The organism is Streptococcus oralis (assembly GCF_003943395.1).
GTDB lineage: Bacteria > Bacillota > Bacilli > Lactobacillales > Streptococcaceae > Streptococcus > Streptococcus oralis_BF.
Map to the genome: position 1 here is coordinate 1 of NZ_RJPJ01000003.1, position 24,317 is coordinate 24,317.

The window sequence follows — 24,317 nt, forward strand, 5'->3', positions numbered from 1 at the left end:
CAAGGATGGCCAAGACAGTTGGACAGATCTTGGTGCCATTACATCTAGTCTCCAAACCTTCGCTATCCGAAATGGTGGCTCTCTTCTAGACGTCAAATTAGTCTGGGAAGGTGGCAAGGCTGAGTTTTATGAATTGGCAAGCTTCCATCAAGAATTAACAGAAGAACCGGTTCAATCAAGCAAGGGTGAAGAACCAGCACCCGTTCTTGAGGTTCCTGAATTCACAGGTGGTGTCAATGCGGATGAGGCAGCAGTGCATGGAGTACCAGAGTACACAGGTCCACTTGGAACAGCAGGAGATCAGCCGGCACCGATAGTTGAGAAACTAGAGTTTACAGGTGGTGTGAACGCGGTAGAAGCAGCAGTACATGAAGTACCAGAGTACACAGGTCCACTTGGAACAGCAGGAGACCAACCAGCACCGACAGTTGAGAAACTAGAGTTTACAGGTGGTGTGAACGCGGTAGAAGCAGCAGTACATGAAGTACCAGAGTACACAGGTCCACTTGGAACAGCAGGAGACCAACCAGCACCGACAGTTGAGAAACTAGAGTTTACAGGTGGTGTGAACGCGGTAGAAGCAGCAGTACATGAAGTACCAGAGTACACAGGTCCGCTTGGTACAGTAGGAGATCAGCCAGCACCGATAGTTGAGAAACGAGAGTTTACAGGTGGTGTGAACGCGGTAGAAGCAGCAGTACATGAAGTACCAGAGTACACAGGTCCGCTTGGAACAGCAGGAGACCAACCAGCACCGACAGTTGAAAAACCTGAGTTTAAACTTAGTCTGCTTGCTTCAGATGAAGGTAATACTCCAGATATTAAACAAGAAACGGCTAAACAAAGCTTGCCAGCAACAGGAGAAAGTCAGTCAGATACAGCTATCTTCTTAGCAGGTGTTAGCCTAGCTTTATCTGCTATCTTTATAGCGAAAGGGAAAAAGGAATAGCTTCTGATTACCTTTGTTTTTGACAAATTTTAACATCAAGAGAAAGTGAAGAGACAGCACCATAACCTCTATAATAGTTAGAGAAACTATCAAAAGAGTTATGGTGCTGTTGGGATAAACTATTGAGCTATAAAGAATAAAAATCCTGAGAAGTAAAATTCTCAGGATTTTGCTTATTGTTGCGTTTGACTTGGTTGGTTTTGCTCAGCAGGTGTAGTTCCTGATTGTTGAGGAATCGTCTGCGTTTGACTTGTGCTTGGAGTAGTTGAACTTGACTGAGAAGTCGAACTCTCAGATGTTGAGTTAGAACTTTCAGATGTGGAACTTTGTTGAGTAGATGATGAAGGGGTCCACGTATTGCGTGCTCCATTCTTAAAGACAAATTCCCCGCTTCTGTAAAGACCTTCAGGCATGGTCCAATCTCCTGGATGATCATCAGTTGAGAGATAGGTCATCATCGAACGGTAGACCTTAGCCGCAACATAGAAACCGTCACCAACGATAGGAGTGAGGCGATTAGAATAACCGGTCCAGACAGCCATTGAATATTTACGTGTATAGCCGACAAACATTTCGTCTGGAGCTATATAACCAGAGTTCTTAATGTATTTTTCAATCTCGTCATCTGTATAGTTTGATGTACCAGTCTTACCAGCTTGTGGTAGCCATGATAGGTAGGCACCACGACCAGTTCCGTAGGTTAGGACCGTTTTCATCATTTCTGTCATCATGTAGGCAGTAGTTTCTTTCATTGCCCGAGTACCAGGGTCAGAGAATTCTTTTGAGCTACCGTCACTAAAGACGACTTTGTTAACATACATCGGTTTACGGTAGATACCACCGTTTGCAAAAGCAGCATAGGCTGCGGCCATTTTTTCACTGCTTGCTCCATACTTTTTGTTAGATTCGGTTGTGTTACTTGAAATCGCGTTGGCATAGTGCATATCTGGGTAGTCAATACCGAGTCCATTTAGGAAGGTCTTGGCTCTATCCAAACCGACTTTATTCAAAGTTTCTACAGCTGTAACGTTCCGTGATTGTTGAAGAGCATACTGTAACGTGATGTTTCCAAAGTAACTCTTATCCCAGTTGTAGACAGGGGTGTTGGTCCCAGGATAGTTATAAGGTACGTCATGAACGATAGCAGCAGTTGAGTCGTAGATGTCATACTCCAAGGCTGGCGCGTAATCTGTGATGGGTTTCATGGTTGAACCCCAGTCACGGTTGGTTTCGACAGCTTGGTTTATACCGAAGGAAACATTGCTTGATTGGTGACGGGCACCTAATTGAGCGATGACTTTCCCGTTTGTCACATCTACGATAGTTGAAGCCACTTGCAATTCATCATCTGGGTAATTAACATATTCGTCGGTATTGTAGATATCCCAGAGACGTTGTTGGACTTTAGGATCAACATTGGTATAAACTTCCATTCCCGTTGTCAAAAGATTGTAGCCTGTTTCTTGTTCGACTTGGTCAATCACTTCTTTGAGGTAATTGTCCATATACGGAGGATAGCTATTAGCAGATTTTAGACTTTGAAGTCCGTCTGTAATAGGAGTGTTAATGGCTTTTTCGTATTGTTCGGCTTTAATATAACCTTGTCCCTTCATCTCGGAGAGAACCAGATCTCGGCGTTCTTGTGCCGCTTCTGGATGAGAGTAGGGATCATACTGATTTGGAGCCTGGGGCATTCCAGCTAGGAGAGCCAATTGAGGTAGACTTAAATCTTTGAGGTCTTTACCATAGTAGTTTTGGGCTGCCGTTTGCATTCCGTAATTTCCGTTGGACATATAGACCTTGTTGATGTAGTAAGTTAGGATCTCTTGTTTGGTTGCTTTTTGTTCTAGCTGAAAGGCTAACCAGGCTTCCTGTGCCTTACGAGAAAGGGTCTGATCAGAAGTTGATGTAGAGAAATAGGTCAGCTTAATCAACTGCTGTGTCAAGGTAGAACCACCCTGAAGGCCACCACCACCTCGAAGATTTCGTAAGGAAGCACCGAGGATACGAATCGTATCTACTCCTCGGTGACTGAAGAAACGATGATCTTCAATAGAGACAATTGCATTGACCAACTCCGTAGGGATTTCATTAGCCTGTGCATTGACACGGCGCTCAGAACCCAGATCAGCAATAAGCTCATCATTGCTGTCATAAATCTTACTAGAAGTCGTTGCGACTAGCTTGCTTTCGGATAGGGCTGGAGCCTTGCTGACATAGTAGAGGAAGAGTCCTCCGCCTAGCACAACTGCTGCGATAAATACAGTTAAGAGACAGATACTGACATACTTAGCTATTCGCAGGAAAGTTTGTTTGTTCATCTTATTTTACCACCTAGTAAATGTTCTTTGATAACGTCGAGATAGGGAATCTGTGGAAAGGCACCAGGCTCAATCCTATATCCATTTTCTCGAATATATCCAAGTGGCATTGACTTTTGTCCTCTATCTTGATGATAGAAACGAATCAAGTCAATGGCTGGCAATAAGTAGGTTTCTTGCTGAGAAGAAAAGTGAAGGAGGACAAAGCAGATTCCTTGCTGGGCAAGAACTTGTTCCATATGCTGGATCTGATGGAGATGAAAATTCTTCATCGGAATCGCATGTTTTTGCCTGGTTTCCTTTGCTTCAAAGTCGATGTAATATCCATCATAAACCCCTGAATAGTCAGTCGTTGAGGCCTGTCTAAAGTAGGCTTCAATGATCTTGGCTCGACTTCGTTGGGGATAGTCGACACGTACGATTTGGATGGGAGTCGGTTTCTTGTGAATAACTGCTAACCCATGTGACAAATAGTAGTCGTTCGTAGCGTTGATCATCTTTTCAAAAGACATTCCCCGATTTGCGAAATTTTTAGTTTGTGACGGGGGCGCTTGTCTCTTCTGTGATGAAAGTTTATGTGGATAGTTGACCATAATTCTCCTTATTGGTACAATAACATCACTCTATTATATCATAAATTTACAAAGAAAGGGTTAAAAATGACAACAGCCTTGATTTTAGGCTATTCAGCCTTCGACCTTGGTCTCTTTAATGACAAAGATATTCGCGTTGATATTATCAAAACAGCCATTCGGAGAGACCTAGAACGTCTAGCAGAAGAAGGGGTGACCTGGCTTGTCTTTACAGGGACTCTGGGCTTTGAGTACTGGGTGCTTCAAGTGGCACAGGATATGAAAGCAGACTATGGATTTCAGCTGGCGACCATTTTCGATTTTGAAACCCATGGTAGTAACTGGAATGAAGCCAATCAAATCAAACTCAGTGAGTTTAAGCAGGTTGACTTTGTCAAATATGCCTATCCACAATATGAGCACAAGGAGCAACTACGTGATTATCAGAAATTTCTGCTGGAAAATACGGATGGATGCTACCTGTTTTATGACGAAGAAAATGAAACCAAGTTACAGTATTTTTACCAGATGATGAAAAATCAAGAAGGCTATGTTACAAAAAGATTAACATTTGAGGATCTGAACGAAATAGTGGAAAATTTTTCCGAAAAGTGAGGCTTTGACCTTGATTTTTATTTGTCTTTTTTTATATAATAAGAATAACAATCAAGAATGGAGAGAGAAATGGCAAGTATTATTTTTTCAGCAAAAGATATTTTTGAACAAGAGTTTGGACGTGAAGTTCGCGGATATAGTAAGGCAGAGGTAGACGAGTTCCTAGATGATGTGATCAAGGATTATGAGACTTACGCAGCCTTGGTCAAATCTCTTCGTCAGGAGATTGCTGATTTGAAGGAGGAATTGTCTAACAAGCCACAGGCAAGTTCTACTCAACAAAGTTCTATCGAAGTAACAAGTTCTACTCCAATGACAAATTTTGATATTTTGAAACGATTGAATCGACTTGAAAAAGAAGTATTCGGTAAGCAAATCGTAGACAATTCTGAGTTATAATTAGGTGTCTATTAGATGCAATTTTTGGATAATCGCGTGAAGAGAATCTCTTTTCATGAGGAAAGTCCATGCTAGCACAGGCTGTGATGCCTGTAGTGTTTGTGCTAGGCGAATCCATAAGCCTAGGGACGAGAGATCGTTACGGCAGTTGAAATGGCTAAGTCTTCGGATAGGTCAGAGTAGGCTTGAAAGTGCCACAGTGACGGAGTCTTTTCGGAAACGGAGAGAGTGGAACGCGGTAAACCCCTCAAGCTAGCAACCCAAATTTTGGTCGGGGCATGGAGTGCACGGAAACGAACGTAGTACTCTGACTGCTATCAGTTATAGGCTGTTAGCGGTAGACAGATGATTATCGAAGGAAGTGGTCCTAGTCACTTCTGGAACAAAACATGGCTTATAGAAAATTGCATATAGGTTGGGGCTGAGAATTTTTTCTCAACCTCATTTTTTAAAGTGAACAAGAGAAAGGTCTTGCAAGACTAGAAATGAAAGAACAATTTAATTTAATCGCAACTGCTGCGGCGGGGCTAGAGGCTGTCGTTGGACGTGAGGTGCGAGATCTTGGTTATGATTGCCAAGTTGAAAATGGGCGTGTCCGTTTTCAAGGAGATGTGCGGGCAATTATTGAGACCAATCTGTGGCTTCGCGCAGCTGACCGTATCAAGATTGTAGTTGGAAGCTTTCCGGCTAAGACCTTTGAAGAGCTTTTCCAAGGAGTTTTTGCTCTGGATTGGGAAAACTATCTCCCGCTTGGGGCGCGTTTTCCGATTTCCAAGGCCAAATGTGTAAAGTCAAAACTTCATAACGAGCCTAGTGTTCAGGCTATTTCCAAGAAGGCTGTTGTGAAGAAATTACAAAAACACTATGCCCGCCCAGAAGGTGTTCCCTTGATGGAAACTGGTCCCGAATTTAAGATTGAGGTGTCCATCCTTAAGGATGTAGCAACTGTCATGATTGACACGACAGGTTCTAGCCTCTTTAAACGTGGTTATCGTACGGAAAAGGGTGGAGCTCCTATCAAGGAAAATATGGCAGCAGCCATTTTACAACTCTCTAACTGGTATCCAGACAAGCCCTTGATCGATCCGACCTGTGGTTCAGGAACTTTCTGTATCGAGGCGGCTATGATGGCTAGAAAGATGGCGCCGGGGCTTCGCCGTTCCTTTGCTTTTGAGGAATGGAACTGGGTTAGCGATCGGTTAATCCAAGAAGTTCGCACAGAGGCTGCTAAGAAAATCGATCGTGAGATAGAATTGGATATTATGGGTTGTGATATAGACGCTCGTATGGTGGAAATTGCCAAGGCAAATGCTCAAGCAGCAGGCGTCGCAGGTGATATCACTTTTAAACAAATGCGGGTACAGGACTTGCGCTCAGACAAGATCAATGGCGTTATCATTTCCAATCCACCATATGGGGAGCGCTTGTCTGATGATGCAGGAGTTACAAAGCTCTATGCAGAAATGGGGCAGGTCTTTGCGCCGTTGAAAACCTGGAGCAAATTTATCCTGACGAGTGACGAAGCTTTTGAAAGTAAGTACGGAAGCCCAGCGGATAAAAAGCGCAAACTTTATAACGGAACCTTAAAAGTGGATTTGTATCAATACTTTGGTCAGCGTGAGAAGCGCCAAGAGGTAAAGTAGAAAGGAAGACAGATGAGTAAAAAAAGACACAATCGTCATAAAAAAGAGCATCAAGAATCCAAATTTGATTTTGACGAGGCGAAAGATCTGACAGTTGGTCAAGTCATCCGTAAAAATGAAGAAGTTGAAGCTGGAGTATTGCCTGAGGACAATATCTTGGATAAATACATCAAACAGCACCGCGAGGAAATCGAGGCGGACAAGTTTGAAACACGTCAATTTAAAAAAGAAGAACTGCAGGAAGCTCAGGCTCAAGAAGAATTGACGACACAGGAAGTCTCAGAAATCACTGAAGAGTCGGCACCAATCATAGAGGAACCCGAGACAGTTTCAGAAGAAACGGTGTCAGACTCAGTGGAAACTACAAGCTCGGATGTGATTTTGCCTCCTTTGGGAGAAGAAAATCAAGACTTGGAACCGCTTGTGTTGGAAAAGCAAACGCCAGCAGAGGTTGCTGATGAGAAAGAAGAGGAAGAGACGGCTCTACTTTCACGCTCAGCTCAGGCAGAATCAGAAACAGTTTCTAATTCTAAAAAGAAGCGCGTGTTTGTTATCGGTTCAGCCTTGGCAGCAGCCCTTATCTTGGCAGGTAGTTACTATATCTATCGTCAAGTAAATCGCTCCAACCAAGCCATCCAGTCTTCCCAGTCTTCTTCTAGTAATCAAGAAACACAAACAGCCCTACAAGAGTTTAATGCCCTCTACGATGCCTTTTATACGGATGCTAATAAAACAGCCTTGAAAAATAGTCAGTTTGACAAGTTGAACCAACTCAAGGCTCAGCTAGATAAACTCGAAGGCAGTCGAGAGTATACCCTTGCCAAGTCTAAGTATGATAGTTTAGAAACTCAAATCAAGGCTGTGCAAGAAGTGAATAATCAGTTTGAAACTCCAGCAATTACTGATGGTGTCTTGGATACCAATGCAAAGGTCAAGGCAGACGCTAAATTTACAGAAATTAAAACAGGAAATACAGAGCTAGACAAACTGTTAGATAAGGCCATTAGCCTGGGTAAGAGCCAGCAAACAAGCGCCTCTAGTTCAAGTTCAAGTAGCAGTAGTCAGGAAAGTTCAAGTACAACGACTGATAGCAGTACGAGCAGTTCGTCTGCTTCATCAAGTTCAGCACCTGCCAGCAGACCAGAAAGTGGAGGTTTGTCTAGCGATGGTGTCAATCTTCAAAGAAGTGCTAGTCGTGTACCGTACAACCAATCTGCTGTAGACGATAGCAACAACCCTGCCTGGAATTTTGCCGATGGTGTTTTGGAACAAATCCTAGCAACATCACGTGCTCGTGGCTATATCACTGGTAATCAATATATCCTAGAACGTGTCAATATCGTAAACGGAAATGGTTATTACAACCTCTATAAACCAGATGGAACCTATCTCTTCACCCTCAACTGTAAGACTGGATACTTTGTCGGTAATGGAGCTGGTCACGCGGATGACTTGGACTACTAGGAGCCCGTTACAAAATTCTTTCCTTTCATAGGTAAAAATGATAAAATAAAACATATTAAACAAGAGGAGTGTCACATGACAAAAGCTAACTTTGGTGTCGTTGGTATGGCCGTAATGGGTCGTAACCTTGCCCTAAATATCGAATCTCGTGGCTATACAGTTGCCATTTACAACCGTAGTAAAGAAAAAACAGAAGACGTAATTGCTTGCCATCCAGAAAAGAAATTTGTTCCAAGCTACGATGTAGAGTCTTTCGTTCAATCTATCGAAAAACCTCGTCGTATCATGCTCATGGTTCAGGCTGGACCTGGTACAGATGCGACTATCCAAGCCCTTCTTCCACACCTTGACAAGGGTGATATCTTGATTGACGGAGGAAACACTTTCTACAAAGATACTATCCGTCGTAATGAAGAATTAGCAAACTCAGGCATCAACTTTATCGGTACTGGGGTTTCTGGTGGTGAAAAAGGTGCCCTTGAAGGTCCTTCTATCATGCCTGGTGGACAAAAAGAAGCCTACGAATTGGTGGCGGATGTTCTTGAAGAAATCTCAGCTAAAGCACCAGAAGATGGCAAACCATGTGTGACTTACATCGGTCCTGATGGAGCTGGTCACTATGTGAAAATGGTCCACAACGGTATCGAGTATGGTGACATGCAATTGATCGCAGAAAGCTATGACTTGATGCAACACTTGCTAGGCCTTTCTGCAGAAGACATGGCCGAAATCTTTACTGAGTGGAACAAGGGTGAATTGGACAGCTACTTGATTGAAATCACAGCTGATATCTTGAGCCGTAAAGACGATGAAGGTCAGGATGGACCAATCGTAGACTACATCCTCGATGCTGCAGGCAACAAGGGAACTGGTAAATGGACTAGTCAATCAGCACTTGACCTTGGTGTGCCATTGTCACTCATCACTGAATCAGTATTTGCACGTTACATCTCTACATACAAAGAAGAGCGTGTACATGCTAGCAAGGTTCTTCCAAAACCAGCTGCCTTCAAATTTGAAGGTGATAAGGCTGAGTTGATCGAAAAGATCCGTCAAGCTCTTTACTTCTCAAAAATCATCTCATACGCGCAAGGTTTTGCTCAATTGCGTGTGGCTTCTAAAGAAAATAACTGGAACTTGCCATTTGCGGACATCGCATCTATCTGGCGTGATGGTTGTATCATCCGTTCTCGTTTCTTGCAAAAGATCACAGATGCCTACAACCGTGATGCAGACCTTGCAAACCTTCTCTTGGATGAGTACTTCTTGGATGTTACTGCTAAGTACCAACAAGCAGTGCGTGATATCGTAGCTCTTGCTGTTCAAGCTGGTGTACCAGTACCAACCTTCTCAGCAGCTATTACTTACTTTGATAGCTACCGTTCAGCTGACCTTCCAGCTAACTTGATCCAAGCGCAACGTGACTACTTTGGTGCCCACACTTACAAACGTAAAGACAAAGAAGGAACCTTCCACTACTCTTGGTATGATGAAAAATAAGTAGGTCTGCCATGGGGAAACGGATTTTATTACTTGAGAAAGAACGAAATCTCGCTCATTTTCTCAGTCTGGAACTCCAAAAAGAGCAATACCGAGTCGATTTGGTAGAGGAGGGGCAAAAAGCCCTCTCCATGGCTCTCCAGACGGACTATGACTTGACTTTACTGAATGCTCGTCTGGGGGGTATGACGGCCCAGGATTTTGCAGAGAGGCTGAGTCGGACAAAACCAGCCTCAGTTATCATGGTCTTGGACCATCGCGAAGAATTGCAAGACCAGATTGAGACAATCCAGCGCTTCGCCGTTTCTTACATCTATAAGCCAGTGATTATTGATCAGCTGGTGGCTCGTATTTCAGCGATTTTCCGAGGTCGGGACTTTATCGACCAACACTGTAGTCAGATGAAGGTCCCAACGTCTTACCGCAATTTGCGTATGGATGTAGAACATCATACCGTTTATCGTGGCGAGGAGATGATTGCTCTGACGCGCCGTGAGTATGACCTTTTGGCCACTCTCATGGGAAGCAAGAAGGTCTTGACTCGTGAGCAGTTGTTGGAAAGTGTTTGGAAGTACGAAAGTGCGACAGAAACCAATATCGTGGATGTTTATATCCGTTATCTACGTAGCAAGCTTGATGTAAAAGGTCAAAAAAGCTACATTAAAACCGTGCGTGGTGTTGGTTACACCATGCAAGAATAGAAAAGCAGTTGCAGTTCATTTGGAACTGCTTTTTTCAAATGGAGAAAGAGATGTCTTTTCGTTTTTTTTCTTTGTATTGACAGGAACGAACAGGTGTGTTACAATCCTTTTGAGGAGGATAAAATTAATGAAGAAAACTTTTTATAAAAAATTGGGTATTTCAATTGTTGCTAGTACTTTATTGGCGGGTCAGCTATCTACAGTATCTGCTTTGACTGTTATTTCTAGTACTGGTGAAGAATATGAGGTAAGTGAAACTTTACAAGAAAGTCCAGGAAATAATGATTTTTCACTTCCTGAGATTTTACCGACTTATGGTTCATACTACCAAAAACAATCAGAAGTAATTATCGGTAATGATGATTTGGTTAAAATTGATAATACTTTACATTATCCATACTCAACTTCAGCTATGGTTTTGTCTGAGTACAAAGGTGTAGCTAATGGAATCAACGGAGAAGGTAGAGGAAGTGCGAACTTTATTAAAGATAATATTTTAATTACAGCAGCTCATAATTTCTACAGTCGTAAATATGGGAAAGAAGCTGATGCTATTTACGTACTTCCAGCAGCTAGTCCAAATCAAAATCCATTTGGAAAAATCAAAGTAAAGGAAGTTCGATATTTGAAGGAATTTAGAACTTTAAATTCTAGGGACGCATGGAGATATGATTTGGCTCTATTAATTCTAGAGGAGCCTATTGGAGCAAAATTGGGAACATTGGGGCTTCCCAATAGTCAAAAAAATTTGGCGGGAACACCTGTAACAATTACTGGTTATCCATCATATGATTTTAAAATTCATCAAATGTATACAGATAAAAAACAAGTTTTAAGTGATGATGGTACTTTTTTGGATTATCAAGTTGATACTTTGGAGGGGTCAAGTGGATCTGCAGTTTATGATGCCAGACACCGTGTAGTCGGAGTGCATACTTTGGGGGATGAAGATAATCAAGTTAATAGTGCAGTCAAATTAAATGAACAGAATTTATCATTTATTTATTCTGTTATTCAAGGACATTCTATTGATGGATGGAAATTGATTAGTGGTACTTGGTATTATTATAAGAATAGTACGAAACAAACAGGTTGGCAAAAGATAAATGATACTTGGTACTATCTAGATGCTTCTGGTAAGATGCTCACAGATTGGCAAAAAATATCCGGGGAGTGGTATTATTTTGAATCTTCTGGCGCAATGGCAACTAGCTGGAAATATGTACGTGGCAAATGGTACTATTTTGATTCCTCTGGTGAAATGGCAACGGGGTGGAAATACCTCCGAGGCAAATGGTATTACTTAGATAAGAGCAATGGAGACATGAAGACTGGTTGGTACAAAGATGGCTCAACATGGTACTATCTAGATCCTTCTAATGGAGATATGAAAACCGGTTGGATAAAAGTAGGAGGAAACTGGTATTATCTCAATTCAAGTGGAGCAATGGTAACAGGTAGCCAAACTATCGATGGTAAAGTTTATAATTTCGCTTCATCTGGTGAGTGGATTTAATGTTGGAGGAGTAAATAAATGAAACTTTTGAAAAAAACTATGCAAGTTGGACTGACAGCATTTTTCTTTGGTTTGCTAGCTACAAATACTGTTTTTGCGGATACCACAGGTGGACAGTTTGTTGATAAGGATAATAGAAAATATTATGTAAAAGATGCTCATAAAGCAATCTATTGGCATAAAATAGATGGCAAAACTTACTATTTTGGTGATAAAGGAGAAATGGTAGTTGGATGGCAATACTTAGAAATTCCTGGAACAGGTTATCGTGATGATTTATTAGATAACCAACCAGTTAATGAAATCGGCCTTCAACACAAGTGGTACTATTTTGGACAAGATGGTGTACTACAAGAATTTGTTGGTTGGAAAGCATTAGAGATTAAAACTAAAGACAGTGTTGGAAGAAAGTACGGGGAAAAACGTACAAATCCGGAAGATAAAGAAGAGAAGAGTTTTTACACGAACTATTACTTTAATCAAAATCATTCTTTAGAGACAGGTTGGCTTTATGACCAATCTAATTGGTATTATCTAGCTAAAACGGAAATTAATGGAGAAAACTATATTGGTGGTGAAAGACGTGCAGGCTGGATAAACGATGATTCGACTTGGTACTATCTAGATCCAACAACTGGGATTATGCAAACAGGTTGGCAATATCTAGGTAATAAATGGTACTATCTCCGTTCATCAGGTGCAATGGCAACTAGCTGGTATCAAGAAGGTTCAACTTGGTATTATCTAGATGCTCAAAATGGAGATATGAAGACAGGTTGGGCTTATGTCGGTAACAAGTGGTACTATCTCCGTTCATCAGGAGCTATGGCGACTGGCTGGTATCAGGAAGGTTCGACTTGGTACTACTTACATGCAAGTAATGGAGATATGAAGACAGGCTGGTTCCAGGTCAATGGCAAATGGTACTACGCTTATAGTTCAGGTGCTTTAGCAGTTAGTACAAGAGTGGATGGCTACTACGTCAACTATAATGGCGAATGGGTCCAATAATGAAAGAGGCGATTGTGAAGGAAACAATCGCTTTTTTTGTAAAAATATAATAAAATAGATAGGAGAAAATACTACTGTATGAAATGAGACGGTCTTTCCGTCTGGTTAAAGGAAAACATGATAAAAAAAGTTGGTGTCGGTCAGGCACATAGTAAGATTATTTTAATAGGGGAGCACGCTGTCGTTTACGGTTATCCTGCCATTTCCTTGCCTCTCTTAGAGGTGGAGGTGACTTGTAAGGTGGTCCCTGCTGAAAGTCCATGGCATCTTTATGAGGAGGATACCTTGTCCATGGCAGTGTATGCTTCGCTGGAGTATTTGGATATCAAAGAAGCCTGTATTCGCTGTGAGATTGACTCGGCTATCCCTGAAAAACGGGGGATGGGTTCGTCAGCGGCTATCAGCATAGCAGCTATTCGTGCGGTTTTTGACTACTATCAAGCCGACCTGCCTCACGATGTGCTAGAAATCTTGGTCAATCGGGCTGAGATGATTGCCCATATGAATCCTAGTGGTTTGGATGCTAAGACCTGTCTCAGTGGCCAGCCCATTCGCTTTATTAAAAACGTTGGTTTTACAGAACTTGAGATGAACCTATCTGCCTATTTGGTGATTGCTGACACGGGCGTGTATGGTCACACTCGTGAAGCTATCCAAGTGGTTCAAAGCAAGGGGAAGGATGCTCTGCCGTTTTTGCATGCCTTGGGAGAATTGACCCAGCAGGCAGAAAAGGTGATCAGACAAAAAGATGCTGAAAAACTGGGACAAATCCTCAGTCAAGCGCATTTACATCTAAAAGAAATTGGCGTCAGTAGCCCTGAAGCAGACTCCCTCGTTGAAGCGGCTCTTAGTCATGGTGCTCTGGGTGCCAAGATGAGTGGGGGTGGACTAGGAGGCTGCATTATCGCCTTGGTAGCCAATCTGGACCAAGCGCAAGAACTAGCAAAACGATTAGAAGAGAAAGGAGCTGTTCAGACATGGATCGAAAGCCTGTAACAGTACGTTCCTACGCAAATATTGCCATTATCAAATATTGGGGAAAGAAAAAAGAGAAAGAGATGGTTCCTGCGACCAGCAGTATTTCTCTGACTTTGGAAAACATGTATACAGAGACGACCTTTTCGCCTCTGCCAGCCCATGCGACGGCGGATGCCTTTTATATCAATGGTCAGCTCCAAAATGAGGCTGAGCATGCCAAGATGAGCAAAATCATTGACCGTTACCGCCCAGAAGGTGAGGGATTTGTCCGTATCGATACTCAAAACAACATGCCTACCGCAGCGGGCTTGTCCTCAAGTTCCAGTGGTTTGTCCGCTCTGGTCAAGGCTTGCAATGCTTATTTTCAGCTTGGTTTGAATCGGAGCCAGTTGGCGCAGGAGGCTAAGTTTGCCTCGGGTTCTTCCTCTCGCAGTTTTTATGGACCACTAGGTGCCTGGGATAAGGATAGTGGAGAGATTTACCCTGTAGAGACAGACTTGAAACTAGCTATGATCATGTTGGTGCTAGAGGACAAGAAAAAACCAATCTCTAGCCGTGATGGGATGAAACTCTGTGTGGAAACCTCGACGACCTTTGATGACTGGGTACGCCAGTCTGAGAAGGATTATCAGGAGATGCTGGTTTATCTCAAAGATAATGACTTTGCAAAGGTTGGGGAACTAACGGAGAAAAATGCCCTTGCTATGCACGCTACGACCAAGACTGCTAGTCCAGCCTTTTCATATCTGACGGATGCAACTTATGAAGCGATGGACTTTGTCCGTCAACTTCGTGAGAAAGGAGAAGCCTGCTACTTTACCATGGATGCTGGTCCCAATGTCAAGGTCCTCTGTCAAGAAGAAGACTTGGAGCATTTATCTGAAATCTTCGGTCAACGTTACCGCTTGATTGTGTCAAAAACAAAGGATTTGAGCCAAGATGATTGCTGTTAAAACTTGCGGAAAACTATACTGGGCAGGTGAATATGCTATTTTAGAGCCAGGACAGTTAGCCTTGATAAAGGCCATCCCCATCTATATGAAGGCTGAGATTACCTTTTCTGATCGCTACCGTATCTACTCAGATATGTTTGATTTCGCAGTGGACTTGACGCCAAATCCTGACTACAGCTTGATTCAAGAAACGATTACTTTGATGGGGGACTTCCTCGCTGATCGTGGGCAGACCTTGCGACCTATTTCTTTGGAAATCCGAGGAAAAATGGAGCGAGAAGGAAAAAAATTTGGTCTGGGTTCTAGTGGTAGCGTCGTTGTTTTGGTGATCAAGGCCCTGCTGGCTCTGTATGATATTACAGTTGATCAGGAACTCTTGTTCAAGCTGGCTAGCGCGGTCTTGCTCAAGCGTGGCGACAATGGTTCTATGGGAGACCTTGCCTGTATTGTGGCAGAAGATTTGGTTCTCTACCAGTCTTTTAATCGACAAAAGGTGGCTGCGTGGTTGGAAGAAGAAAACTTGGCGACAGTTTTGGAGCGTGACTGGGGTTTTTCTATCTTACAAGTGCAACCGGGCCTAGAATGTGATTTCCTAGTGGGATGGACCAAGGAAGTGGCCGTATCGAGTCAAATGGTCCAGCAAATCAAGCAAAACATAAACCAGAATTTTTTAACTTCCTCAAAAGCAACAGTGGCTACTTTGGTAGAAGCCTTGGAGCAGGGGAAGGCAGAAAAAATCATCGAGCAGCTGGAAACAGCCAGTCAACTTTTAGAAGGCTTGAGCCCAGATATTTACACACCTTCGCTGAGACAGCTGAAAGAAGCCAGTCAAGATTTGCAGGCCGTTGCCAAGAGCAGCGGTGCTGGTGGTGGCGACTGTGGGATTGCCTTGAGTTTTGATGTACAATCAACTGAAACCTTAAAAAATCGCTGGGCCGATCTGGGGATTGAGCTCTTATACCAAGAAAGGATTGGACATGACGACAAATCGTAAGGACGAGCACATCCGCTATGCCCTTGAGCAGAAAAGTTCCTATAATAGCTTTGATGAGGTAGAGTTGATTCATTCTTCCCTGCCTCTTTACGACCTGGATGAGATTGATTTGTCTACAGAATTTGCAGGTCGAAAGTGGGACTTTCCTTTTTATATCAATGCCATGACGGGTGGAAGTGATAAGGGGAGAGAAATCAATCAAAAGCTGGCTCAGGTGGCAGAAGCCTGTGGGATTTTGTTTGTGACGGGATCTTATAGCGCAGCCCTCAAAGATCCAACAGATGACTCTTTTTCTGTCAAATCTAGCCATCCAAAGCTCCTCCTTGGAACTAATATTGGATTGGACAAGCCTATCGAGTTGGGACTTCAGACTGTAGAAGCGATGAATCCTCTCCTCCTGCAAGTGCATGTTAATGTCATGCAGGAATTGCTCATGCCTGAGGGAGAAAGGAAGTTCAGAAGCTGGTATTCGCATCTAGCAGATTATAGCAAGCGGATCCCTGTTCCAATCGTTTTAAAGGAAGTGGGTTTTGGAATGGATGCCAAGACCATCGAGAGAGCCTATGAACTGGGTGTTCGAACCGTTGACCTGTCAGGTCGTGGTGGTACTAGCTTTGCCTATATCGAAAACCGTCGCAGTGGCCAGCGTGATTACCTCAATCAATGGGGACAGTCTACTATGCAAGCTCTTCTCAATGCCCAAGACTGGAAAGACAAGGTCGAGCTCTTGGTTAGCGGAGGGGTTCGAAATCCTCTTGATATGATTAAGTGCTTGGTCTTTGGTGCCAAGGCTGTAGGACTGTCACGTACCGTTCTAGAGTTGATTGAAACCTACTCGGTCGAAGAAGTGATTGGTATTATCCAAGGATGGAAAGAAGATCTGCGTTTGATCATGTGTGCCCTTAATTGTGCCACCATAGCGGATCTGCAAAACGTAGACTACATTCTATATGGGAAACTAAAAGAAGCGAATGATCAGAAATAAAGAGGTCGGGACAAGAATCCCGCCCTTTTTGGTATCTCTTTGTCAACTGTAGTGGATTGATGGAACTTAGCTTGTACGAGCATTTCTATTCCACTGCCTTTTTCCATCCTCAGACCGAGGTGACTTTTTTGAATTGTGATAAAATAGAAAGGAGAGGATGCAGCTATGAAAAAATTTCAAGTCTTTTTATTTATTGAAGCCTGTCTGTTGACGGGAGCTCTGATTTTGATGGTATCAGAGCATTTTTCGCGTTTTCTGCTGATTCTGTTCCTCTTTTTGCTCTTGCTTCGTTATTATACAGGTAAGGAGGGCAACAACGTTTTCCTCCTTGTAGCGACTATTCTTTTCTTTTTCATCGTTATGCTCAATCCCTTTGTGATTTTAGCTATCTTTGTAGCAGTCATATACAGTCTCTTTCTTCTCTATCCAATGATGAATCAAGAAAGAGAGGAGACGGATTTGGTCTTTGAAGAGGTGGTGACGGTTAAAAATGAAAAGAATCGCTGGTTCGGTAATCTCCATCATTTCTCTAGTCACCAGACCTGCCAGTTTGATGATATCAACCTCTTTCGTCTTATGGGTAAGGACACCATTCATTTAGAAAGAGTCATCCTAACCAATCATGACAATGTCATTATCCTTAGAAAGATGGTAGGAACGACTAGGATTATCGTGCCCGTAGATGTGGAAATCAGCCTCAGTGTTAACTGTCTTTATGGAGATCTTACCTTCCTCCATCAACCTAAGAGATCCCTTCGAAATGAACACTATCATCAGGAAACCAGAGACTATCTCAAGAGTAACAAGAGCGTCAAGATTTTCCTAACTACTATGGTTGGCGATGTGGAGGTAGTCAGAGGATGAAAAAGCAATCTTATCTGTTAATCGGCCTGACTTCTTTCCTCTTTATCCTCTTTTTGACTAATAGTTTACTTGATATTCTCAATCTTGATTGGTCCTATTTGCTACAAGATATTGAGAAAACAGAAAAGTTAATCTTCTTAATTTTGGTATTTAGTCTTTCCATGACCTTCTTTTTTGTCCTCTTTTGGCGCGTGATTGAAGAAATTTCTCGTAGAAAAATGCAGGTCAATTTCAAGCGCTTATTAGCAGGAAAAGAGGTGATTCCCTCTGCAGATCCAGACTTGGATGCCAGTTTCAAGTCCTTGTCTGGCAAGCTCAACCTCTTGACAGAAGCTGTTCAAAAGGCTGAAAACCAAAGCCTGGTCAAGGAAGAAGCAATCATCGAGAAAGAAAGGAAGCGGATAGCACGTGACTTACACGATACAGTTAGTCAGGAGTTGTTTGCGGCCCATATGATTTTATCAGGTGTCAGTCAGCAGGCTTTGAAGCTGGATAGAGAAAAGATGCAGACCCAGTTACAAAGTGTCGCGGCTATCCTAGAAACAGCCCAGAAAGATTTGCGGGTCTTGCTCTTGCATTTGCGACCAGTTGAGTTGGAAGAGAAGAGTTTAATTGAAGGGATTCAAATCCTCTTAAAAGAGCTTGAGGACAAGAGTGAACTCAAGGTAAGTCTCAAGCAAAATGTGACGAAATTGCCTAAGAAGATTGAAGAACATATCTTCCGTATTTTGCAGGAGTTGATCAGCAATACCCTTCGCCATGCCCAGGCATCTTGCCTAGATGTCTACCTCTATCAGACAGACGTTGAATTGCAGCTGAAGGTGGTGGATAATGGGATTGGTTTCCAGTTAGGGAGTTTAGATGACTTGAGTTATGGACTGCGAAATATCAAGGAGCGGGTTGAAGATATGGCAGGAACGATTCAACTTTTGACAGCTCCCAAGCAAGGGCTGGCGGTTGATATCCGTATCCCCTTGTTAGACAAGGAATGATAAAGGAGTAGAGATGAAAATTTTACTGGTAGATGACCATGAAATGGTCCGATTGGGCTTGAAAAGCTATTTTGACCTCCAAGACGATGTAGAAGTTGTGGGCGAGGCTGCCAATGGGGCTCAAGGTATTGACTTGGCCTTGGAATTGCGTCCAGATGTCATTGTCATGGATATTGTCATGCCTGAGATGAATGGGATTGATGCAACCTTAGCCATCCTCAAAGAATGGCCTGAAGCCAAGATTTTGATTGTGACTTCATACTTGGACAATGAAAAAATCATGCCGGTCTTGAATGCTGGTGCCAAAGGTTATATGCTCAAGACTTCTAGTGCAGATGAATTGCTCCACGCTGTCCGCAAGGTGGCTGCTGGAGAGCTGGCCATTGAACAAGAGGTCAGCAAGAAGGTTGAATACCACCGTAATCATATGGAACTTCATGAGGACTTGACTGCGCGTGAGCGAGACGTTCTCCAACTGATCGCCAAGGGATACGAAAATCAGCGCATCGCAGATGAACTTTTTATCTCTCTCAAGACGGTCAAGACCCATGTGTCCAACATTCTTGCCAAACTTGAGGTCAGCGATCGCACTCAGGCGGCGGTCTATGCCTTTCAGCACCACTTGGTCGGGCAGGAGGACTTTTAGATGAGTCTTGTAGATTTACTTGGGGAGATAGAGGCGGCAAAAGACCCTGAGAAAGCAGGCTCCATGGAAGCCTATATGCGCCATCAATTTCCCTTTCTAGGCCTTGCAGGTCCTGAAAGAAATGCGCTCTATAGAAAATACTTTCCAAGCGCGAAAAAAACAAGAGTTATTGACTGGGATTTTGTAGACACTTGTTGGGAAAAGGAGCCAAGAGAATACCAGTATGTGGCTGCCAACTATTTGAAAGCCATGCAATCTTATCTAACGAAGGATGATTTGCCTAAACTTGAGCATCTAGTCGTGACCAAGTCTTGGTGGGACACGGTAGATATCCTAGACCAAGTAGTTGGGAGTTTGGTGGCTAACCATTCGGAACTTGAAGAAGTGCTTTTAAAATGGAGCCTCTCAGACAATATCTGGCTGAGGCGAGTCGCTATTGACCACCAGTTATTAAGAAAAGAGAAGACAAATGTCCAACTGATGGAAAAGATCCTACTCAACAATCTGGACCAGACAGAATTTTTCGTCAACAAAGCCATCGGCTGGGCTCTAAGAGACTACTCTAAAACCAATCCCGAATGGGTAGCACGTTTTATTGAAAAAAATAAGAAGAGAATGGCTGAACTTAGTGTCAAGGAAGCGAGCAAGTACCTCTAGCACTATTGAAAAGCGCATTCATTACTTGAAAAAAGTCACCCGTTTATGTTATAATAGACTGTATTTAAAAAATTTTAAGGAGAAATGACAGAATGTCTGTATCATTTGAAAACAAAGAAACAAACCGTGGAGTCTTGACTTTCACAATCTCTCAAGACCAAATCAAACCAGAAGTGGACCGTGTATTTAACTCAGTAAAGAAAACTCTTAACGTTCCTGGTTTCCGTAAAGGTCACCTTCCACGTCCTATCTTTGATAAAAAATTTGGTGAAGAAACACTTTACCAAGATGTGTTGAACGCTCTTTTGCCAAACGCTTATGAAGCAGCTGTAAAAGAAGCTGGTCTTGAAGTCGTTGCGCAACCAAAAATTGACGTAACTTCAATGGAAAAAGGTCAAGACTGGGTTATCACTGCTGAAGTCGTGACAAAACCTGAAGTAAAATTGGGTGACTACAAAAACCTTGAAGTATCAGTTGATGTAGAAAAAGAAGTAACTGACGCTGACGTTGAAGAACGTATCGAACGCGAACGCAACAACTTGGCTGAATTGGTTATCAAAGAAGGCGCTGCTGAAAATGGCGACACTGTTGTTATTGACTTCGTTGGTTCTATCGACGGTGTTGAATTTGACGGTGGAAAAGGTGAAAACTTCTCACTTGGACTTGGATCAGGTCAATTCATCCCTGGTTTCGAAGACCAATTGGTAGGTCACTCAGCTGGCGAAACTGTTGACGTTGTCGTAACATTCCCAGAAGACTACCAAGCAGAAGACCTTGCAGGTAAAGAAGCTAAATTCGTAACAACTATTCACGAAGTAAAAGCAAAAGAAGTTCCAGCTCTTGACGATGAACTTGCAAAAGATATCGACGAAGAAGTGGAAACTCTTGACGAATTGAAAGAAAAATACCGCAAAGAATTGACTGCTGCGAAAGAAGAAGCGTACAAAGATGCCCTTGAAGGTGCAGCAATCGATAAAGCTGTAGAAAACGCTGAAATCGTAGAACTTCCAGAAGAAATGATCCACGAAGAAGTTCACCGCTCAGTAAATGAATTCCTTGGAAATTTGCAACGTCAAGGTATCAACCCTGATATGTACTTCCAAATCACAGGAACTACTCAAGAAGACCTTCACAAACAATACGAAGCAGAAGCTGAGTCACGTACGAAGACTAACCTTGTTATCGAAGCAGTTGCGAAGGCTGAAGGATTTGACGCTACTGAAGAAGAAATCCAAAAAGAAATCGAACAATTGGCAGCAACTTACAACATGGAAGTGGCACAAGTTCAAAACTTGCTTTCAGCTGATATGTTGAAACACGATATCGCAATCAAAAAAGCTGTTGAATTAATCACAAGTACAGCAACAGTAAAATAATCTTAAAAGAGAAAAAGCCCACCTGACTAGGTGGGCTTTCTGCTGGTCTATTTCCCAAAAATCTCTTTGAGATCTGTATCTGTAATCCCGATCATAGCGGGGATGCTGGACCAGTTTTCCTCAGTGAGGATGTAGGATTGTTCAGAGTCACTTGATGTGGCAGTTTCAGAGAAGGCTTGTTTACTTTCTTCAATATTATTTTCAATTAAATCACTGAAACGTTCAATCAGATAGGTCTTACGGGCAGTTCCTATATGTCTGACTGCATAGTCAAAGGCCTGTAACTCGCCAAGAAGGATGAGCTTGCTTTTGGCCCGTGTAATAGCTGTGTAGATGAGATTTCGCTCCAGCATGCGCTTGCTAGCACTGGTGATGGGCAGGATGACAACGGGAAACTCACTTCCCTGAGACTTATGAATACTCATGGCATAGGCTAGTCGAATTTTGTACCATTCGTTTCGTGGGTAGATGATCTCATTGCCATCGAAATCAATGATAATCTCGTCTTGTTTGGACTCGGTGTATTTTCCAGGAATCAGGTCTGTGATGTAGCCTAGGTCTCCGTTAAAGACATTGACTTCGGCATCGTTGACTAGGTGAATGACCTTGTCCCCTGTTCGATAGTGACACTGAGTTGCTTCAAAGCTAACTTGTCCCTTTTGCTGAGGATTGAGCAGGTCTTGCATGAGCTGGTTGATGGCGTCAATACCAGCAGTTCCTCGATACATAGGCGCTAGCACCTGAATATCGCGAGCCAGAATGCCACTTCTGAGGGCTACACCAAGAATTTTCTCAATGGTAGCTGGGATATGGCCACTAGCGATTTCAAAGTAGGAGCGGTCAGCTTTTTTCTGGGTAAAGTCAGCTGGCAAGATTCCTTGTCGAATCTGACTAGCCAAGGTAACGATAGTTGATTCTTCGCTTTGTCGATAAATTTTTTCTAAACGAGTCTGCGGAATCAGGGGTATCTGGAGCAGGTCAGCAAGGACTTGCCCGGGACTAACAGAAGGTAGCTGGTCGCTATCACCCACGATGAGGATTTTACTGTTAGAAGAGATGTTGGAGAAAAGTTGATTGGCTAGCCAAGTGTCCACCATAGAAAACTCATCCACGATGATGAAGTCGGCATCCAGATAATCTTCCAGATGACTGGTATCATCGTCTCCCGTCATCCCCAAATGGCGGTGAATGGTCGCGCTAGGCAAACTTGTTAATTCATTCATGCGTCGAGCTGCTCGACCAGTTGGGGCAGCGAGAAGAATAGGCAGGTTGCTTTTCTTCCTGAGGTCAAGTCCTTCTAAAAGGGCATAGACAGCGATAATCCCATTGATAACAGTCGTCTTACCCGTACCAGGTCCACCTGTTAGGATAAAGACCTTGTTCTGGATAGCATCGCAGATAGCCTGTTTTTGGATGCTATCGTATTGGATACCCAGTTCTTCCTCAACACTAGCGATATGCTTGTGAATGGTTTCTAGATCCTGACTTTTCTGCTTTCCTTTTTCAAGGATACGCATAAGATGACTGCGAATGCCTTCCTCGGCGAAAAAGAGGCTGTTATCAAAGATTTTGGTATCAATCTGCTGAACCTTGTCTTCTTCGATCAGATGAGATAATTCCTGAGCGACTTGGCTAGGATCGAGTTCCACGGGACGAGAAGACTCAAGGAGAGTCAGGGTCTGTTCCAGCAAATCTCGGGCTTCCATGTAGGTATCGCCCGTATCCATACAGCCTTGAAAGAGACTGTGGACAAGGCCAGCACGGAAGCGCTCGGGAGCCTGGCTTTCGATACCTAGTTCCTCCGCTAGTTGGTCAGCAATGGTAAAACCCAATCCCTTGATATCCTCGACCAGCTGGTAGGGATAATTTTCAACCACATCAAGCGTTTCTTCCTTGTAAAAGTCTTGAATCTGAAAGGCTAGTTTATTGGGAATGCCGTAGTTGGCCAGTTTTGCCAAGACCATCTCTGTCCCATAGTTGAGACGAAGGGTAGAAACAAAAGCCCCACGGTTTTTGGCAGAGAGTCCTGCAATGCTTTCCAGCTTTTCAGGATGCTCCAGAATTTCGTCTATGGTATTTTCACCATAGATATCAACGATTTTTTGGGCCGTTTTGAGACCAATTCCCTTGAAATGGCTGCTAGAAAAGTATTTGACAAGCCCTTTTCGAGTCGGTTTTGCTCGTTCATAGCGGCTGATTTGCAGTTGTTCTCCGTACTTGGAGTGTTGAACGATTTGTCCCCAAAAAGTGTAGTCTTCGCCCTCAATCACGTCAGCCATGGTTCCTGTAACGATGATTTCAAAATCGTCAAAGTCCTCCGCATTGGTATCTTCGATATCTAGGAGGAGGATGCGATAAAAATTACTGGGATTTTCAAAAATAATGCGTTCAATAGTGCCTGAAAAATAAACTTCCATAAATTTCCTTTTTGATAGAAAAAGAGCTGAGATAGAGCTTTCAGTTAGGCTTTTCTTGGATTTAGGGCTTGGTACAAGATATTGCCAAGTTGCAATCTAATCCTAAAAGCTAACTCAAAAAGACTATCACAGCATCTAGTTGCTGGTTTTAAAAGATTCCGATACGGTTGAGTGGCCAGAAACGGAATTTGGCTTCTCCTTTGATTTGACTGGCTTTAAAGGTTCCGACATGGCGACTGTCACTGGAAACCAAACGGTCATCTCCAAGGAGGAGGTACTCACCTTCAGGTACGGTAAAGCTGAAACTGGTGTTGAAATTTACATCGACAGTAAAGGCTTGAGCTTTCTGGGCTAGACTTCTAAAATAGACCCCCTTATCCCCTTCAAAGCCTTTCCCCGAATAGGCGCTTTGTAGTTTATCATTTTTAAACTGTTGGAGGTAGTCTGCTAGGTAAGGTTCGTCGGTTTCTTGATTGTTGATAAAGAGCTTGTCGTTTTCATAGCGAATGGTATCACCAGGCATGCCGATGACACGTTTAACGATGTCTTTATTTCCATCATCTTCATGGGCAACTACAATGTCAAAGCGGTTAATAGGGAGGTGTTTGACGACAAAGAGAATCTCTCCATCAGCTAGGGTCGGATCCATAGAGTGTCCTTCCACACGGACATTGGTCCAGAGAAAGAGACGACTGAGACCGACTAGTATAATGATGAGGAACGTAAGTCCCCACTCTTTTAAAAATGTTTTAAAATAATTCATA

General features: G+C 43.0%; 22 protein-coding genes and 1 other RNA gene. 19 read left to right on the forward strand and 4 right to left on the reverse strand.

Going from position 1 to position 24,317, the window contains the following annotated elements:
• Positions 1 to 949: SIALI-17 repeat-containing surface protein (locus D8802_RS02700; protein WP_260468397.1), on the forward strand; the 949-nt coding region annotated here is incomplete at its 5' end.
• Between the two features lie 173 nt (positions 950 to 1,122).
• Here D8802_RS02700 and pbp1a read toward each other — a convergent pair.
• Both pbp1a and recU read right to left on the reverse strand, forming a co-directional pair.
• On the reverse strand, positions 1,123 to 3,270 hold the full coding sequence (gene pbp1a / locus D8802_RS02705; protein ID WP_125394698.1) for a penicillin-binding protein PBP1A: 2,148 nt from the start codon (positions 3,268 to 3,270) through the stop codon (positions 1,123 to 1,125).
• Positions 3,267 to 3,863, reverse strand: a complete 597-nt coding sequence (gene recU, locus D8802_RS02710) for a Holliday junction resolvase RecU (RefSeq protein ID WP_125394699.1) — start codon at positions 3,861 to 3,863, stop codon at positions 3,267 to 3,269. The genes pbp1a and recU overlap by 4 nt, the downstream gene beginning before the upstream one ends.
• Before the next feature lie 66 nt (positions 3,864 to 3,929).
• Here recU and D8802_RS02715 point away from each other — a divergent pair, with 66 nt between their 5' ends.
• The 18 genes from D8802_RS02715 (at position 3,930) to tig (ending at position 21,136) form a co-directional block, all read left to right on the forward strand.
• On the forward strand, positions 3,930 to 4,457 hold the full coding sequence (locus D8802_RS02715; RefSeq protein WP_125394700.1) for an SLOG family protein: 528 nt from the start codon (positions 3,930 to 3,932) through the stop codon (positions 4,455 to 4,457).
• Positions 4,458 to 4,526: 69 nt separating this feature from the next.
• A complete protein-coding gene (gene gpsB / locus D8802_RS02720) occupies positions 4,527 to 4,856 on the forward strand; it encodes a cell division regulator GpsB (protein ID WP_000146526.1) in 330 nt (109 codons plus the stop codon).
• Between the two features lie 20 nt (positions 4,857 to 4,876).
• Positions 4,877 to 5,258: RNase P RNA component class B (gene rnpB, locus D8802_RS02725), an RNA gene on the forward strand.
• An 83-nt stretch (positions 5,259 to 5,341) separates the two neighbouring features.
• On the forward strand, positions 5,342 to 6,499 hold the full coding sequence (locus D8802_RS02730) for a THUMP domain-containing class I SAM-dependent RNA methyltransferase (protein WP_125394701.1): 1,158 nt from the start codon (positions 5,342 to 5,344) through the stop codon (positions 6,497 to 6,499).
• Between the two features lie 12 nt (positions 6,500 to 6,511).
• The gene (gene mapZ, locus D8802_RS02735) at positions 6,512 to 7,963 is read left to right on the forward strand and encodes a cell division site-positioning protein MapZ (RefSeq protein ID WP_125394702.1); all 1,452 of its coding nucleotides are present in this window, start codon (positions 6,512 to 6,514) and stop codon (positions 7,961 to 7,963) included.
• A gap of 75 nt (positions 7,964 to 8,038) precedes the next feature.
• Positions 8,039 to 9,463, forward strand: a complete 1,425-nt coding sequence (gene gndA, locus D8802_RS02740) for an NADP-dependent phosphogluconate dehydrogenase (RefSeq protein WP_125394703.1) — start codon at positions 8,039 to 8,041, stop codon at positions 9,461 to 9,463.
• An 11-nt stretch (positions 9,464 to 9,474) separates the two neighbouring features.
• Positions 9,475 to 10,164: a response regulator transcription factor gene (locus D8802_RS02745; protein ID WP_125394704.1), complete on the forward strand. Its 690-nt coding sequence runs from the start codon at positions 9,475 to 9,477 to the stop codon at positions 10,162 to 10,164.
• Positions 10,165 to 10,291: 127 nt separating this feature from the next.
• A complete protein-coding gene (locus tag D8802_RS02750; protein ID WP_125394705.1) occupies positions 10,292 to 11,680 on the forward strand; it encodes a trypsin-like peptidase domain-containing protein in 1,389 nt (462 codons plus the stop codon).
• Positions 11,681 to 11,698: 18 nt separating this feature from the next.
• A complete protein-coding gene (cbpJ, locus tag D8802_RS02755; RefSeq protein ID WP_125394706.1) occupies positions 11,699 to 12,691 on the forward strand; it encodes a choline-binding protein CbpJ in 993 nt (330 codons plus the stop codon).
• 117 nt (positions 12,692 to 12,808) lie between these two features.
• Positions 12,809 to 13,687: a mevalonate kinase gene (mvk, locus tag D8802_RS02760; RefSeq protein WP_125394707.1), complete on the forward strand. Its 879-nt coding sequence runs from the start codon at positions 12,809 to 12,811 to the stop codon at positions 13,685 to 13,687.
• The gene (gene mvaD, locus D8802_RS02765) at positions 13,669 to 14,622 is read left to right on the forward strand and encodes a diphosphomevalonate decarboxylase (protein WP_125394708.1); all 954 of its coding nucleotides are present in this window, start codon (positions 13,669 to 13,671) and stop codon (positions 14,620 to 14,622) included. Before mvk ends, mvaD begins: the two co-directional genes overlap by 19 nt.
• Complete coding sequence (locus tag D8802_RS02770; RefSeq protein WP_125394709.1) at positions 14,609 to 15,616, forward strand: phosphomevalonate kinase; 1,008 nt, start codon at positions 14,609 to 14,611, stop codon at positions 15,614 to 15,616. Before mvaD ends, D8802_RS02770 begins: the two co-directional genes overlap by 14 nt.
• On the forward strand, positions 15,600 to 16,601 hold the full coding sequence (gene fni / locus D8802_RS02775; RefSeq protein WP_125394710.1) for a type 2 isopentenyl-diphosphate Delta-isomerase: 1,002 nt from the start codon (positions 15,600 to 15,602) through the stop codon (positions 16,599 to 16,601). The genes D8802_RS02770 and fni overlap by 17 nt, the downstream gene beginning before the upstream one ends.
• A 165-nt stretch (positions 16,602 to 16,766) precedes the next feature.
• The gene (liaF, locus tag D8802_RS02780; protein WP_125394711.1) at positions 16,767 to 17,465 is read left to right on the forward strand and encodes a cell wall-active antibiotics response protein LiaF; all 699 of its coding nucleotides are present in this window, start codon (positions 16,767 to 16,769) and stop codon (positions 17,463 to 17,465) included.
• Entirely contained in the window at positions 17,462 to 18,457 is a 996-nt protein-coding gene (locus D8802_RS02785; protein ID WP_125394712.1) for an envelope stress sensor histidine kinase LiaS, read from the forward strand. Before liaF ends, D8802_RS02785 begins: the two co-directional genes overlap by 4 nt.
• A 13-nt stretch (positions 18,458 to 18,470) precedes the next feature.
• The gene (locus tag D8802_RS02790) at positions 18,471 to 19,103 is read left to right on the forward strand and encodes a response regulator transcription factor (protein WP_061865225.1); all 633 of its coding nucleotides are present in this window, start codon (positions 18,471 to 18,473) and stop codon (positions 19,101 to 19,103) included.
• Positions 19,104 to 19,760: a DNA alkylation repair protein gene (locus tag D8802_RS02795; RefSeq protein ID WP_125394713.1), complete on the forward strand. Its 657-nt coding sequence runs from the start codon at positions 19,104 to 19,106 to the stop codon at positions 19,758 to 19,760.
• A 92-nt stretch (positions 19,761 to 19,852) separates the two neighbouring features.
• The gene (gene tig / locus D8802_RS02800) at positions 19,853 to 21,136 is read left to right on the forward strand and encodes a trigger factor (protein ID WP_000116510.1); all 1,284 of its coding nucleotides are present in this window, start codon (positions 19,853 to 19,855) and stop codon (positions 21,134 to 21,136) included.
• A 47-nt stretch (positions 21,137 to 21,183) separates the two neighbouring features.
• Here the strand turns inward: tig and recD2 are convergent, their stop codons facing one another.
• Both recD2 and lepB read right to left on the reverse strand, forming a co-directional pair.
• The gene (recD2, locus tag D8802_RS02805) at positions 21,184 to 23,553 is read right to left on the reverse strand and encodes an SF1B family DNA helicase RecD2 (RefSeq protein ID WP_125394714.1); all 2,370 of its coding nucleotides are present in this window, start codon (positions 23,551 to 23,553) and stop codon (positions 21,184 to 21,186) included.
• 148 nt (positions 23,554 to 23,701) lie between these two features.
• Positions 23,702 to 24,316, reverse strand: a complete 615-nt coding sequence (lepB, locus tag D8802_RS02810; protein WP_001105832.1) for a signal peptidase I — start codon at positions 24,314 to 24,316, stop codon at positions 23,702 to 23,704.
• Position 24,317 lies beyond the last annotated feature (1 nt).

What these genes read in the sequence shown, in the direction of transcription:
- mvaD (WP_125394708.1), top strand. Translation starts at nt 13,669, where the DNA reads ATGGATCGAAAGCCTGTAACAGTACGTTCCTACGCAAATATTGCCATT.
- D8802_RS02750 (WP_125394705.1), top strand. Translation starts at nt 10,292, where the DNA reads ATGAAGAAAACTTTTTATAAAAAATTGGGTATTTCAATTGTTGCTAGT.
- cbpJ (WP_125394706.1), top strand. Translation starts at nt 11,699, where the DNA reads ATGAAACTTTTGAAAAAAACTATGCAAGTTGGACTGACAGCATTTTTC.
- D8802_RS02795 (WP_125394713.1), top strand. Translation starts at nt 19,104, where the DNA reads ATGAGTCTTGTAGATTTACTTGGGGAGATAGAGGCGGCAAAAGACCCT.
- D8802_RS02785 (WP_125394712.1), top strand. Translation starts at nt 17,462, where the DNA reads ATGAAAAAGCAATCTTATCTGTTAATCGGCCTGACTTCTTTCCTCTTT.
- mapZ (WP_125394702.1), top strand. Translation starts at nt 6,512, where the DNA reads ATGAGTAAAAAAAGACACAATCGTCATAAAAAAGAGCATCAAGAATCC.
- D8802_RS02730 (WP_125394701.1), top strand. Translation starts at nt 5,342, where the DNA reads ATGAAAGAACAATTTAATTTAATCGCAACTGCTGCGGCGGGGCTAGAG.
- lepB (WP_001105832.1), bottom strand. Translation starts at nt 24,316, where the DNA reads ATGAATTATTTTAAAACATTTTTAAAAGAGTGGGGACTTACGTTCCTC.
- pbp1a (WP_125394698.1), bottom strand. Translation starts at nt 3,270, where the DNA reads ATGAACAAACAAACTTTCCTGCGAATAGCTAAGTATGTCAGTATCTGT.
- liaF (WP_125394711.1), top strand. Translation starts at nt 16,767, where the DNA reads ATGAAAAAATTTCAAGTCTTTTTATTTATTGAAGCCTGTCTGTTGACG.
- fni (WP_125394710.1), top strand. Translation starts at nt 15,600, where the DNA reads ATGACGACAAATCGTAAGGACGAGCACATCCGCTATGCCCTTGAGCAG.
- D8802_RS02745 (WP_125394704.1), top strand. Translation starts at nt 9,475, where the DNA reads ATGGGGAAACGGATTTTATTACTTGAGAAAGAACGAAATCTCGCTCAT.
- gndA (WP_125394703.1), top strand. Translation starts at nt 8,039, where the DNA reads ATGACAAAAGCTAACTTTGGTGTCGTTGGTATGGCCGTAATGGGTCGT.
- D8802_RS02770 (WP_125394709.1), top strand. Translation starts at nt 14,609, where the DNA reads ATGATTGCTGTTAAAACTTGCGGAAAACTATACTGGGCAGGTGAATAT.
- tig (WP_000116510.1), top strand. Translation starts at nt 19,853, where the DNA reads ATGTCTGTATCATTTGAAAACAAAGAAACAAACCGTGGAGTCTTGACT.
- recD2 (WP_125394714.1), bottom strand. Translation starts at nt 23,553, where the DNA reads ATGGAAGTTTATTTTTCAGGCACTATTGAACGCATTATTTTTGAAAAT.
- mvk (WP_125394707.1), top strand. Translation starts at nt 12,809, where the DNA reads ATGATAAAAAAAGTTGGTGTCGGTCAGGCACATAGTAAGATTATTTTA.
- recU (WP_125394699.1), bottom strand. Translation starts at nt 3,863, where the DNA reads ATGGTCAACTATCCACATAAACTTTCATCACAGAAGAGACAAGCGCCC.
- D8802_RS02790 (WP_061865225.1), top strand. Translation starts at nt 18,471, where the DNA reads ATGAAAATTTTACTGGTAGATGACCATGAAATGGTCCGATTGGGCTTG.
- gpsB (WP_000146526.1), top strand. Translation starts at nt 4,527, where the DNA reads ATGGCAAGTATTATTTTTTCAGCAAAAGATATTTTTGAACAAGAGTTT.
- D8802_RS02715 (WP_125394700.1), top strand. Translation starts at nt 3,930, where the DNA reads ATGACAACAGCCTTGATTTTAGGCTATTCAGCCTTCGACCTTGGTCTC.